This window comes from Marinobacterium sp. xm-g-48 (assembly GCF_013282925.1).
Classification (GTDB): domain Bacteria; phylum Pseudomonadota; class Gammaproteobacteria; order Pseudomonadales; family Balneatricaceae; genus Marinobacterium_E.
On the sequence record NZ_WBYQ01000003.1, the window covers coordinates 166724 to 180029 of the forward strand.

Genomic DNA, 13306 nt, shown 5'->3' on the forward strand with positions numbered 1-13306 from the left:
ATTTAAATAAATTTACAAAGTTCTAATTTTTAATAGCGACAGCGAATAAAAAGATGATTAGAATCACCTAGAAAATAACCATTCAAAGAAGCCATGTTTAAGTTTAGAGAATCGCCAAAACCGCTCATCTGGAGCTACACACTTATACTCGCGTTAGGCCTCGAGGCTGGGGCTTTAGTTTTTCAATACCTACTCGACTACGGTCCCTGTGCTCTCTGCGTACAGATTCGTGCCACACTCTTTGGCGCCCTTCTCTTGGCAGTATCCGGGAAGATCTTCTCAGCGCGTTCTATACAGACGCTGCTCGCCTTTTTACTTGTTCCACTGATGGCTTTTCTGCTTTACCAGAGCTACCAAGTTTTAGGGATCGAGCGCTACTGGTTTGAGAGCAGCTGCACATTGAGCGACCCTTTCCCAAACTGGTTTCCCCTTCACCTTTGGCTTCCGGCAATATTTGAACCTTGGGAGCTATGTGGCTACACGCCAGAGATCATTAAAGGGATCACTATGGCAGAGGTGCTTATTGTCACGGCAGCGGTCTCTTTAGCCTTATCAATTTGGCATTTAATCAATCAGCTAAAGAGTCAATAAGTTTGGAAGAGATTCTATTTCTTGCCGCTGCAGGTATTTTAGGTGGCATCGTAAACTCTCTTGCTGGCGGTGGAAGTTTTATCACATTCCCCGCTCTGATTGCTGTTGGGGTTCCCCCTGTCATCGCCAATGCCAGCAACACCTTTGCTGCAACAGCTGGCTATCTTTCGGGCACCTATGCGCTTCGACAAGAGATAAAAGATTCACCTAAAAAACTTCTGATCTTCTCTTTTATCTCTGCGATCGGCGGAATAATAGGTGCCTACCTGTTAACACAAACCTCTAACAGCGAATTTGAAAAAGCCGTGCCTTGGCTACTACTCTTCGCGACTCTGCTGTTTATTTTTGGCGGACAGTTTAATAAGACATTACAAAAGTGGAGCCAAAAACATCGCCATATCGATAAAGCACAAAACGGGTTATTTACCCTGCTTTTTATTGGCGTATCAATCTACGGTGGATTCTTTAATGCAGGACTGGGGATATTACTGCTGAGTTACTGCAGCTTAGCAGGCTATCGCTCTGTTAATGAGATGAATGCACTTAAACTGCTCTACTCATCGACCATTTCAGGTTGTGCCATTGTGCTATTCCTAATCAATGATCTGATTAGCTGGAGCGAAACATTGATACTGCTGGTTGGCACACTGATTGGGGGCTATGCAGCAGGCATCATCTCCAAGAGGATTCCAAACAGCTGGGTTAGACTGGCCATCATTTTTGCCAGCACAGCCATCACCCTCTGGTTCTTTACCAGCATTTACCTACTGGACTAATTGACGGGAGTAACCAGGCTTCCTGATTCGATATAGGCTTTTACATTATCGACAACCAACTGGGCCATTGCCGTTCGGGTTTCAAACGTGGCACTACCAACGTGTGGCAATAGCAACACATTAGGCAGATCCATTAGCGCCTCTGGCACCTCTGGCTCTCTCTCAAAGACATCCAACGCCGCACCACCCAACTCACCGGACAGCAGAAGATCAACCAGTGCCTTTTGATCCACCACCGCACCGCGGGCGATATTGATCAGCGAACTTTGTGGTCCCAAGGCCTGTAACACCTCTCGATCGATCATCTGATAGGTCTCTGGCGTACTTGGACAGAGCAGAAGCAAGTAGTCGGACCATTTTGCCAGCTCAACAATCGACGCTTCATAAGCGTAGTCGACATCCTCCCGTGGATGACGATTGTGATAGCGAATCTGCATTGAAAACGCCTCGGCTCTCTTAGCAGTCTCCAATCCAATGCGTCCTAATCCGACAATACCCAGGCGCTTACCGCTGACTTTTTGCCCCATCGGTGGTGTTGGGTTGCTAAGCCATTCACCGCGACGAACAAAGCGTTCAGCCTCGCCCATACAGCGCGCTTGTGAGATCAGCATCCCAATCGCCATATCCGCCACACACTCGTTAAGCACGTCGGGTGTGTTGGTCACATACACATTGCGCGAAGTCGCAAACTCGGCATCCACTTTGTCATAGCCAACGCCCCAGTTAAAGATCACTTTAAGATTGGGCAGCTGCTCCATCAATGCGTTTGCACAGCCTTTGCCGGCACTGGTGACCACCAATTCAAAATCGGCACCCTGATCCGCTAAAAACTGATTCGCATCACCCTGCTTATTTAGCGGAACCAGTTCAACCACCTCCGCCAACATACCTTTTAGCTCAGCACTAATGCCGGCAACAAGAAGCGCCTTGGGTTTATCCATTAGATGACCTTTTGTAGTCAGACAACCAACCCAAACCCTCTAAAGTCGTTGTTTTAGGTCGATATTCGCAACCAATGAATCCTTGATACCCTTTTTGATCGAGCCAGTTAAAGAGGTAGGAGTAGTTGATTTCGCCGCTGGATGGTTCATTGCGATCGGGCACGGATGCGATCTGCATATGATCAATCAGAGGCCAGTATCGCTCTAAACGGGTAATAAGATCCCCGCACATAATCTGAGCATGGTAGAGGTCAAACTGCATTTTTAAATTTGTGCGATTGGCCAACTCAATCACCTCTGCAGCTTGCTCAGGTGTCGTTAAAAAGTAGCCTGGCATATCACGACTGTTAATCGGCTCAATTAACACATTGATACCTGATAAGTTCAGTTGATCGGCCGCCCAGGTTAAATTATTCAGATAGGTTTCAAATGCCTTTGGATCGGAAAAATCGGCTAGCCCGGACATGATGTGCAGACGTCGATTGCCCAACACCTCGGCATAAGAGGCCGCCTGTTCAATCGAGGCTTTAAACTCAGATTCGCGACCGACCAGCGCCGCTAGCCCACGTTCACCCGCACCCCAATCACCGGCAGAGGCATTGAACAGCGCTTGCTCCAAACCAGACTCATTTAAAAGGTCTTTAATCTGTTCCGCAGGATAGTCGTACGGGAAAAGATACTCGACCGAATCAAAACCGGCTTTTTTTGCCGCAACGAAACGCTCTAAAAAGGGAAGGTCTGAAAATAGAAACGATAGGTTAGCAGCAAAATTTAACATCTATACTTCACTCTTAAACAGTTGCTCGACCTTGTTAAGTACCCGACGACAGAGTTCTGTCGCATCCTGTTCACTGTTCATCTCGACATAACAGCGCAGCTCTGGAGCATTACCAGAGGGACGAAGATGGACAATCGTATCAGTATCAAAGTCGACACGATAACCATCGGTCTGATCGACTGATCGAATACCACCCAAAGACCAAGGCATTAGCGATTCAAACTGCAGCTGCCCTTCATTCAGACGCTGTAACATCGATTGGCTCCACTCGGTCGCTATCCCTGGAATGCGATCCGATGCGGTGTATCGCTCTGGCAGCTCGGCCGACAGTTGACTGGCCTTAAGCTGATTCTGTTTGGCGAGGTAGATGACCGCTAGCATTGGCAGAACAGCATCACGCGTCGCCAACGTTGAAAGCGTTGACCCATTCAGTCCAACATCGCTACCTAACAAAAATCCACCGTTCGCTTCAAAACCGGCAACAACACCCTCTGCAACCGACTCCATTCCTGCAATCACATAGGGTGAGCCTATTCGTGTACGCAGCGTTTGATCAAACCAACCGCTTAATTCCAGTGCCGTATTACTGCTGACGGGAGTCACAACCGCTTCTGCACCGACCGCCTTTGCTGTGAGGACACCCAGAATATCACCGCGGAAAAAGGTCCCTGTCTCATCGGCGATGAGAGGACGGTCCGCATCACCATCGGTAGAGACCAAAAGATCAAATCCAACCTCAGACGCCCAACGCTTAGCCTGTTCAATATCCTCTGTACGCACCGCTTCAGTATCGATAGGCACAAACTGTTCTGTCCTGCCAAGGGCAATCACCTCTGCCCCCATCGCCTCGAACAGTTCACTTAACAGATCACGAGCAACACTTGAGTGCTGATAGATAGCGACCTTCAAGCCAGAACAAAGATCTTGACCGAAACAGTCAACATAGCGTGATAGGTAAGCCGACTTAGCACCAGCATCAATCGCAGGCAGTTCTGGACACTCAATAATTTGAGGCAGCACTACCTCGGCCGATGAGATCGACTCTTCATGTGCCTTATTGATCTCACCCTCGACGCTGTAAAACTTGATTCCGTTCCGATCGAACGGGATATGGCTGCCAGTCACCACAATCGCAGGCGCATGCATCTTAGACGCGTAGTAGGCGACGGCTGGTGTTGCCAATGCACCGACATAAATCACCTCGACACCTAAGTCTCTCATGGCCGCCATACAGGCTCGGGTAATTTGCGGGCTGGAGGGTCGTAAGTCATGACCTATAACAACACGGGTCCCTTGACCTGCCGCTTGCCAAAACGCAGCAGCAAAGGCGTACGCGACCTCATTGGTTAGCTCACTGACCAAGCCTCGAACGCCACTGGTACCAAACTTAACGCCCGCTTCAGAAATTTTCATAATCAAATAGATCCTTTACTCATGGATGATTTGAGTGAAAGAATGCACAATTCATACCAACACTGACCCATATAAATATGAGTCCGATTGTCGCACAGATAAGCTTGCATCCATAGAGAGCAAAGGGAGGCTTTTGTTGTTTAGTCAGCCACTACTCGCTGCCGAGTTTCTAGGGACGGTTGTATTTGCTATCACCGGTGCCTTAGCCGCCACCGGTAAGCGCATCGACATCTTTGGCGTCATGGTATTAGCCGTCGTCACTGCGGTAGGTGGAGGGACTATTCGTGACCTAACCATCAACAACGGCCCCATCTTTTGGCTTGAAGAGACCTGGTATATATCAACGGCACTGATTGCGGGTCTCGTGACCTTTATCTTAGCGCGTTATCTTCGCTACCCGCGCCGACTGTTGCTGATATTCGATGCCGCCGGTATCTCACTTTTTGCAATCATCGGTGCGCAAAAGGCCCAGATGGCTGATCTATCGCCCCTACTGGTCGTCATGATGGCCTGTATCACAGCCGTTGCAGGCGGCCTTATCCGTGATGTGCTAACCAATGAAGACCCGATGATTCTTGGCGGTGGCGACGGCGAACTCTATGCCACCTGCACCATACTCGGTGCGATGGTATTTGTATTAGGCGAAGGTTACGTCGACCCGATACTCCTCTCCTACTTGGCAATGTTAGTCATTTTTCTAACCCGACTGGCCGCCATATTTGGCAATTTGCGTCTGCCAAAATTTATTGATGCAGGCCATAGATTAGAGAGTCATGAAGAGGCCAGAAACCCCTCTAAGGATTCAGACCAGTGAGTGACACCAGGCTATTAAAACAGGGATTATTTGTTCGGTTCCTCACCAGCCAACTCACCTCCGGCATGGCGATTCAGATGATGCTGATCGGCTTGGGCTGGCAGGTCTACCTGATGACCGAAAGCGCTATGGCGCTTGGCTGGGTTGGTCTGGCGCGTTATGTACCTCAGATTCTGTTTACGCTGCACGCAGGCGACATGGCCGATCGATACGATCGTCATAAGGTGATGATTTGGAGTCGGGTGCTGCTGTTAATCACCATTGGTGCGCTCTCCTTAACCAGTTTCACTGAGACCATTACAGAAGGGATCATCTACATAGCCTGTTTCATGCTGGGCGTCTCTAGAACCTTCAGCATGCCTGCGGGGCAAGCGATGGTGCCGAATCTGGTGCCGCGCCAGCTTCTGACCCAAGCGATGACACTGACCGCTTCAGCTCGTGAGACCATTACAATTATTGGTCCGGCTTTAGGTGGCGTCATCTATATTTTTGGAGCCGGCACACTCTATGCCACTAGCATGCTGTTCGTCTTAATATCGATTGTGACGCTGTTTGGCATGAAAGATACAGCCATCAAACGGGACCGAAGCGAGCAGCGTCGCAAAGAGTTGTTTGAGGGCTTTGTCCACGTCTGGCGCAACAAACCGGTATGGGGATCGTTAATGCTCGATACGCTGGCGGTTCTAATCGGCAGCGTTACTGCTCTTCTACCGATGATTGCGCACGATATATTACAGACCGATTCAGTCGGTTTAGGCCTGTTAAGAAGCGCACCAGCGGCGGGGGCCGTTGCGATGTCGTTCTTGCTTGCAAAATACCCGATTCAACGACACTCCGGGCGTTGGCTCTATGCGGCCGTCTGGGTCTTTGGCTTGGGCACTCTGGTCTTCGGTTTCTCTGAAGTGATGTGGGTATCGCTGACCGCTCTGTTTGTTCTTGGCGCCGCCGATATGATCAGTGTTGTGATTCGCTCAACACTGGTTCAGGTTGAAACACCCGATGAGATGCGCGGACGGGTCAGCGCGGTTAACTCACTCTTTATTGCAACCTCCAATCAACTGGGTGAATTTGAATCAGGTACACTTGCCGCCTGGATTGGTGCGGTCCCCTCCATTCTATTTGGTGGCATTGGCACCCTCGCCCTGGTAGCACTTTGGATTCCGCTCTACCCCACTCTTTGGAACCGAGATCATCTCGTCACACCCGAATCCGAAACTGAAAAATAGAAGCAGTGACAAATAAATAGGAGCCTAACAAGGCCCCTTTAATAGTGACTGCGATCTTATCGATCCAACAGTTCAATCCAGTGATTAACCGGTACCGGCGAAGCTGTCTCAATGTGTAACTGACACCCAATGTTCGCGGTAGCGATCTGTGTCGGGTTATCCCCTGTCAGTGCCTCAACCTTATTGGCTAGCAGCTTTTGACTGATCTTCGGCTGAAGAATCGAGTAGGTGCCCGCGGAACCACAACAGAGATGCTTATCCTTGGTCTTGGCCAGATCAAAGCCCACTTTCTCGAGTACTTTTTCTACGGAGCCGCTCTGTTTCATAGCGTGCTGCAAGGTACAAGGACAGTGGAACGCGATCTTTTCACCATCAGTATTAGGAGCAAGTGGTGACAGATCTTCAGCCAGCAGCACCTCACTGATATCTTTTGTCAGCTCACTCACACGCTTGGCCTTCTCCGCGTAGTCTGGGTCATCTCTTAATAGATGCCCGTACTCCTGAACCATGGCACCGCAACCAGACGCGGTCATCACAATGGCTTCACAGCCCCCTTCAATCGCTGGCCACCAGGCGTCAATGTTCTTGCGCATCTCATTAAGACCCGCTTCGTGTGCCGACAGGTGGTAATTCACCGCTCCACAGCATCCAGCTTGTGGTGCTTCAACCAGAGTGATTCCTAGCTTATCCAGTACCCGAGCCGTTGCCGCATTGGTATTGGGTGCAGCACTGGGTTGAGCACAACCGGCAAGAGCCATCATAACTCGAGCATGACGTTTGGCTGGCCAAGGAGAGGCTTTACGTTTAGGCGGGACCTTCTTACCCAGAGCGCCAGGTAGAATCGGTTTAAACACCTGACCTACTTTTAGTAGCGGACCAAAGCGGTTAGCGTGAGGCAGAACCTGTTTCAATCCCCAGCGAACCACTTTTTCCGTAACAGGGCGATCCAATTTCTTCTCAACAATGCCACGACCTATATCAACTAGACGTCCATATTGAACGCCCGATGGACAGGTCGTCTCACATGAACGACAGGTCAGACAGCGATCTAGGTGTGTCCGAGTTTTTTCGGTCACCTCATCGGTCTCCAACAGCTGTTTGATCAGATAGATTCGACCACGCGGACCGTCTCGCTCATCATTCAACTCTTGGTAGGTTGGGCAAGTCGCTGTACAGAAACCACAGTGAACGCAGCTACGCAGAATCTCTTCCGCCTCTTGTCCTTCAGGCGTCGCTAGGAAGGTTTGAACTATATTCGTTTTCATTACACTGACTCCTACAACCAACCAAACGCACGGCCGGGATTGAACACCCCCTGCGGATCGACAGACGCTTTAATGCGTTGTTGCAGAGCCTGAATTGATGGATTAACCGGATGAAGTACCTCGTCAGTACGATCACCTCCGCGGTAGAGTGAAACCTGTCCACCAGCACTCTCTGCTAGCTCCACCATACGATCGAAACTGTGATCACCGGCATACCAGCGCTCAGCGCCACCCCAGTTGATTAATGAATCCCCTTCGATGGGTAGGACATCCGCACTGCCCTTAACGGAGAAGCGCCAGACTTTTTCCGCATTGAATAGGGCTGGTTTCTGATCTTGCAGATCCGCCCAAAGAGCCAAGGCAACCTCTGGAGCCAGTTCATCACCACCCCAAATTTTTGCAGTCGCATCAACTGCTGAGGCTGCACCTGCCAGACGAACAAACAATTCTCCGTTGTGCCAATAAGCCGCTGTAATCGGCTTTGGCTGACCTGACATGGAGTTCATGCGCTGTATCGCTTCGGCTTGATCCATTGCGAACTTCAACGTGCGGGTAGTCGCTGGTTTAGGCAGTACTTTTAGAGAGATCTCGGTCATTAGGCCTAATCCACCCATCGCACCCGCTTGCAGACGCGAAAGATCGTAACCGGCGACATTCTTCATCACCTGACCACCAAACCGCAGCTGTTCCGCTTCGCCATTGATCAACCTGACGCCTAATACATGATCACGAATGGATCCGTACCAAGGGCGCCCCGGACCTGAGACGTTAGCGGCCAATGTACCACCTAAGGTTGCTTTGCCACCGAAACGTGGCGGCTCACAGGCCAGCATCTGATTGTGTTCAGATAGTGCAGACTCAATCTCTGCAAGTCTGGTACCGGCACGTGCGGTCATAACGAGCTCAACCGGTTGGTAGCTAACAATGCCTGTGTGACCACTGACATCGATGGTACGATCCGTCTCGATCTGACGTCCCATAAAGGCTTTACTGCCACCCGCTGAAATAGCCAGCGTCTCTTTAGCCTCAACCGCATCACGGACTTGGCTAATCAATTCATTGGTTAAATCAGACACGGAACTCTCCTGCATCAGTATTGCTATTGGCGCTAACCTGAGCATTGGGCGTTAGATCAAGATCCAACGAACGGTACTCCTGACAACTTCTCAAGGTCGGTATACCTTTACCGGGATTAAGAAGCTCTTTGGCATCAAAGGCACGCTTCACTTTGTGGAACTGCTCGATCTCTGAATCACTGAACTGAGCCGGCATTTGACGGAGTTTTTCATAGCCTACGCCGTGCTCGCCCGTGATACAGCCGCCCACCTCAACACAGAGTTCAAGAATTTTGCCACCGAACTCTTCGGTGCGCTCCAGCTCACCCGGTACGTTCGCATCAAAGAGAATCAGTGGGTGCAAGTTGCCATCGCCGGCATGGAAAACGTTGGCCACACGCAGACCGTAGTGCTCTGACATTTTCTGCATCTCGAGCAGCACATGCGTTAGCTGACCACGCGGAATGGTCCCGTCCATGCAGTAGTAGTCTGGTGAAATACGTCCAACGGCTGGGAAGGCTGATTTACGCCCAGCCCATAGACGTGCACGCTCCTCTTCACTTTGAGATGTGCGAACCGAGGTGGCTCCCAGTTCACGAAACAGCGTTTCAACCGCTTCAATATGCTCCGCCACCTCTTCATCGGTGCCATCGACCTCACATAGCAATAGAGCCTGAGCATCGACGGGGTAGCCCGCTTTGGCAAAATCTTCAGCCGCTTTAATGGCAAAGCCATCCATCATCTCAAGACCGCCAGGAATGATACCCTTAGCAATGATCTCACCGACGGCATCACCCGCTTTGGGTACCGAGTCGAATCCTGCAACCACTACCTGAGCACGCTCAGGTTTTGGCAGCAGCTTCACTCGCACTTCGGTGACCACACCCAATAGCCCTTCGGATCCTGTGAACAGCGCCATCAGATCCATACCACAGCTATCAAGACCTTCTGAGCCGATGGTTAGCAGCTCACCTTCCATCGTCAGGAACTGAACACTTAACAGGTTATGCACGGTCAAACCGTATTTAAGGCAGTGGACACCCCCTGAGTTTTCAGCCACGTTACCGCCAATGGTGCAGGCTATTTGCGACGAAGGGTCTGGACCGTAATAGAGATTGTAATCACCTGCCGCTTCACTAATCGCTAGGTTGCGAACACCCGGTTGAACGCGAGCCGCTCTAGCGTCAGTATCGATCTCGAGGATCTTATTGAACTTCGCCATCGATAAGACCACGCCATCACCATGAGGCATAGCACCGGCACACAAACCGGTACCTGCACCACGAGCTACCACAGGGATGTTCTCTTCGTGACAAATTTTAAGAACCTTCTGTGCCTGCTCTACCGTTGATGGCAAAACAACGATCAACGCCTCTTCGCAATAGGCTGAAAGGCCGTCACACTCATAAGGCTTTAACGTTTCGCTGTCACTGATGACGTAGTGCGAATCAATGAACTCATTAAATCGCTGAGCAATGCGTTGACGCTTAGCAACACGATCCGGGCTAGCCACTGCACTCTGCATACTGATCTCCGACCCCACTCTGGGTACTTTTTATTGTTGAGTCTGCTGTTGCCAGTACTCTATACCAGCTTGAGCACACTCCATATCCTGCATTGGTGTACCAGAACTCAATCCGATGCCACCAACTACTTGTCCATTTGACTCCACGGGATAACCGCCGCCCACAACACACAGACGTCCACCCATCGAGGTGTGAATACCAAACACCAACGAGCCGGGTGTACATGCAGCGTTGTACTCGTGCGTCGCTTTGCGAGCAGCCGCTGCGGTGTAGGCTTTGTCTTGAGCGATGGTTACACTGGTGGTTTTACCGCCATCCATACGTTCAAAAGCGATCAAATTCCCTGACTCATCTGTTATCGCGATACACATAGGTACACCAATCTCATTAGCTCGGTTTCGAGCCCCTTCGATTAACAGACGAGCATCTTCAATATCTAAGCGTTTCAGTTCGAGCATAAGTTCAACCTCTTAAATTGGAGTAGTAGACAGACCAATAGAGCGATGCTGTCACAAAAACTTACGCAGCTGTCTACTGGTATGACCACTTGAAATCAAACCACTGATTTGATGGTCACTCACTCGATGAAACGTTTATGCATTCAAACCCAGATGGGGCTTGCGTTTCAATTGATGGCGTGGAAAACTGGTCTGACCAATCCATACCGAGATGCGAAATAGATGAGCCAATCTGCAAGCAGCGCTGTTAATGAAGTCACTCAATATCTGCAAAAATTGATTGCTGATGGTGAGTTAGGACCGGAGAGCAAGATCCCGTCTGAACGATCCCTCTCTGCACGTCTAGGTGTGTCGCGTACCATTGTTCGAGAGGCACTGCATATACTCTCGGGTAAAGGGATCATTGAAACGCACCACGGTAGAGGATCATTTGTCTCCTGCGCGGTCACCAGTTCAGAAAACAAGTCCGCTCTGATCAATCTGTTTGGTCAGGATCCCAAGGCTGTACTGGAAATTCTTGAGGTCCGTGAACAGCTGGAGGGGCAAGCTTGCTTTCTAGCCGCACAACGAGCGACCGCTCGCGATCAGTATCGCATTCGTGAGGCGTTCAAGAAGATGGAGTCGGTAGCCCCCGATTGGGATGCCAACTTGGACCATGAGTTTCATAGACGCGTGATCGAGGCATCCCACAACTCGGTTTTGATACACACCTTGTCAAGTTTGAAGGATCTGACGCTGATTAGCATTCAAGAGGCTGTTAGAAACTTCAACCAGAAAGGGGGCTTTAAGCAGGTGGTCGATAAACACCACAGCGAAATCTACCAGGCAGTGACCACAGGACAATCGGCCTGGGCTCGATCGGCTGCGATGGACCACGTTCGACATGTGCGAGAGGCCTTAAAAGTGCTGTTTGATGTCGAAATGAAGCGGCTGAACGATTTTCAAAACTCCACCTCTGGCAAGTAACGCCCAATATGCGCCTAATATTTATCTCTCTTCTGGCTCTATTCATGAGCCTGATGCTTGTAGCGTCTGGCAATGCCTATTTGATGTCGCTGATTGGCGTTCGTTTGGGTATGGCGAATACACCGCCAACCGAGATTGGTTGGATCATGACCTTCTACTCTATCGGGTTTGTGATTGGCTCAATCTTTGCTCAACGGCTGCTGATCAGAGTGGGACACATTCGGGCATTCTCGACACTGGCCAGTCTTGCCGCGATGGCCGCTCTGCTCTACCCCTTCGCTGAGGATTTTTGGGTTTGGAGTCTACTCAGGATTATCGGCGGGTTCAGCGTTGCTGGTCTATTCATTGCGATAGAGAGTTGGTTTAGCGCCGTGGCTAGCGACAACAACCGCGCTACCCTATTCTCTCTGTACACCATTGCAGCCTATTCAGCGGCAGCATCAGGGCAGGTCATTCTCGGCCACTCCTCTGGCCTGCAAATATCCACAGCCTTCATCATTGCGGGGCTTCTACTGATCGCAGCCGTCATCCCTCTCTCTGCGTCACGCCTTCAATCACCGCCCCTAGAGACTGCAGAGTTCATGTCACTGCAGCGACTCTGGCGTAAATCGGCGCTGGGGCTTTTTTCAGCATTTTGTGGCGGGCTGTTGATCGGTTCGTTCTACGCACTGGTTCCGCTCTATGCCACATTGAGCGACATTGCAACGGATCAAATTGCTACCTTGATGTCGATATCGGTTATGAGCGCGATGCTGTTCGCTTGGCCCATTGGTTGGCTTTGTGACCGCGTCACACGAAGCAAAGTGTTAACGGCAACCGCCCTCGTCGCAGCTCTAGCAGCTCTGGGAGCATCACTGTTTGGTTCTGATCAGTTTGTGCTGCTGATTCTTTCGACCTCACTGTTCATGGCGATGATTGCGGCGATCTACTCAATAGCGGTAGCGATTACCAACGACTTGATTCGCAGTGAGGAGCGTGTTGCCGCCTCCTCGACACTGATGCTGAGCTATGGCCTTGGCAGTATTGCAGGGCCACTGTTAGGCTCAATGCTACTGGGCTCTTTTGCACCCGGTTCGTTGTTCTTGGGATTCGTGGTTATTCTGCTGATGCTGGTCGTGTTTACACTATTCAGACAGGTACAAAAACCACCCGTACCGATCGAAGAGCAGGAGCAGTTTATCCCTGCGATGCCAGAAACACAGGTCATTGCAGAGTTTGACCCTCGTACCGAGGATCTACCCGACACTGCGATTGAAGAGCTATTCCCAGACGAAGTGGTTGAGGCGGTACAAGGGGTTAATGAAACGGATCAGCCCGTTTACTCTATAGTTGAGAGCGACTCACTGACCGATGAAACTCTGGAGCCATTAGAGGGCTTGGCGGAACAGAAGTCTGAGCACAGTTTCGATATCCATGAAGAGGCTATTCAAGCACAGGCAGAGGAAGCCTCTTCACAGAAACCCTAGGGAGCCTGAGATGTCATGGACCTATTCGTAG

General features: G+C 50.5%; 13 protein-coding genes. 6 read left to right on the forward strand and 7 right to left on the reverse strand.

The window, feature by feature from the left end; translation table 11 throughout:
* Positions 1–93: 93 nt before the first annotated feature.
* Entirely contained in the window at positions 94–591 is a 498-nt protein-coding gene (locus XMG48_RS06840; protein ID WP_173481324.1) for a disulfide bond formation protein B, read from the forward strand.
* A 2-nt stretch (positions 592–593) separates the two neighbouring features.
* Positions 594–1367, forward strand: a complete 774-nt coding sequence (locus XMG48_RS06845) for a sulfite exporter TauE/SafE family protein (RefSeq protein ID WP_217363614.1) — start codon at positions 594–596, stop codon at positions 1365–1367.
* Here the strand turns inward: XMG48_RS06845 and XMG48_RS06850 are convergent.
* The 3 genes from XMG48_RS06850 to XMG48_RS06860 are packed head-to-tail and all read right to left on the reverse strand — an operon-like array spanning position 1364 to position 4499.
* Positions 1364–2308 carry a 2-hydroxyacid dehydrogenase gene (locus XMG48_RS06850; protein WP_173481325.1) on the reverse strand — a complete coding sequence of 315 codons (945 nt, stop codon included), beginning with the start codon at positions 2306–2308 and terminating at the stop codon, positions 1364–1366. The two genes, XMG48_RS06845 and XMG48_RS06850, sit on opposite strands and share 4 nt — an antisense overlap.
* A complete protein-coding gene (gene otnI / locus XMG48_RS06855) occupies positions 2301–3086 on the reverse strand; it encodes a 2-oxo-tetronate isomerase (RefSeq protein WP_173481326.1) in 786 nt (261 codons plus the stop codon). Before otnI ends, XMG48_RS06850 begins: the two co-directional genes overlap by 8 nt.
* Positions 3087–4499 (reverse strand): phosphomannomutase, encoded by a 1413-nt coding sequence (locus XMG48_RS06860; RefSeq protein WP_173481327.1) that lies wholly within the window; start codon positions 4497–4499, stop codon positions 3087–3089. It abuts the gene before it with no gap.
* A gap of 136 nt (positions 4500–4635) precedes the next feature.
* On the opposite strand from XMG48_RS06860, the gene XMG48_RS06865 reads away from it, so the two are divergent.
* The gene (locus tag XMG48_RS06865; RefSeq protein ID WP_254442842.1) at positions 4636–5313 is read left to right on the forward strand and encodes a trimeric intracellular cation channel family protein; all 678 of its coding nucleotides are present in this window, start codon (positions 4636–4638) and stop codon (positions 5311–5313) included.
* Entirely contained in the window at positions 5310–6539 is a 1230-nt protein-coding gene (locus XMG48_RS06870; protein ID WP_173481328.1) for an MFS transporter, read from the forward strand. The genes XMG48_RS06865 and XMG48_RS06870 overlap by 4 nt, the downstream gene beginning before the upstream one ends.
* A gap of 56 nt (positions 6540–6595) precedes the next feature.
* On the opposite strand, the gene glcF is transcribed toward XMG48_RS06870, so the two are convergent.
* Genes glcF through XMG48_RS06890 form a run of 4 tightly spaced genes read right to left on the reverse strand, consistent with a single transcriptional unit; the run spans position 6596 to position 10843 of the window.
* The gene (gene glcF / locus XMG48_RS06875) at positions 6596–7804 is read right to left on the reverse strand and encodes a glycolate oxidase subunit GlcF (RefSeq protein ID WP_173481329.1); all 1209 of its coding nucleotides are present in this window, start codon (positions 7802–7804) and stop codon (positions 6596–6598) included.
* Between the two features lie 11 nt (positions 7805–7815).
* Entirely contained in the window at positions 7816–8880 is a 1065-nt protein-coding gene (gene glcE, locus XMG48_RS06880) for a glycolate oxidase subunit GlcE (RefSeq protein WP_173481330.1), read from the reverse strand.
* A complete protein-coding gene (locus tag XMG48_RS06885; protein ID WP_173481331.1) occupies positions 8873–10384 on the reverse strand; it encodes an FAD-linked oxidase C-terminal domain-containing protein in 1512 nt (503 codons plus the stop codon). Before XMG48_RS06885 ends, glcE begins: the two co-directional genes overlap by 8 nt.
* Positions 10385–10414: 30 nt before the next feature.
* Entirely contained in the window at positions 10415–10843 is a 429-nt protein-coding gene (locus XMG48_RS06890; protein WP_173481332.1) for a heme-binding protein, read from the reverse strand.
* A 222-nt stretch (positions 10844–11065) separates the two neighbouring features.
* On the opposite strand from XMG48_RS06890, the gene XMG48_RS06895 reads away from it, so the two are divergent.
* Both XMG48_RS06895 and XMG48_RS06900 read left to right on the forward strand, forming a co-directional pair.
* On the forward strand, positions 11066–11809 hold the full coding sequence (locus XMG48_RS06895; RefSeq protein ID WP_173481333.1) for a FadR/GntR family transcriptional regulator: 744 nt from the start codon (positions 11066–11068) through the stop codon (positions 11807–11809).
* A gap of 8 nt (positions 11810–11817) precedes the next feature.
* Positions 11818–13275, forward strand: a complete 1458-nt coding sequence (locus XMG48_RS06900; protein WP_173481334.1) for an MFS transporter — start codon at positions 11818–11820, stop codon at positions 13273–13275.
* Positions 13276–13306: the final 31 nt, after the last annotated feature.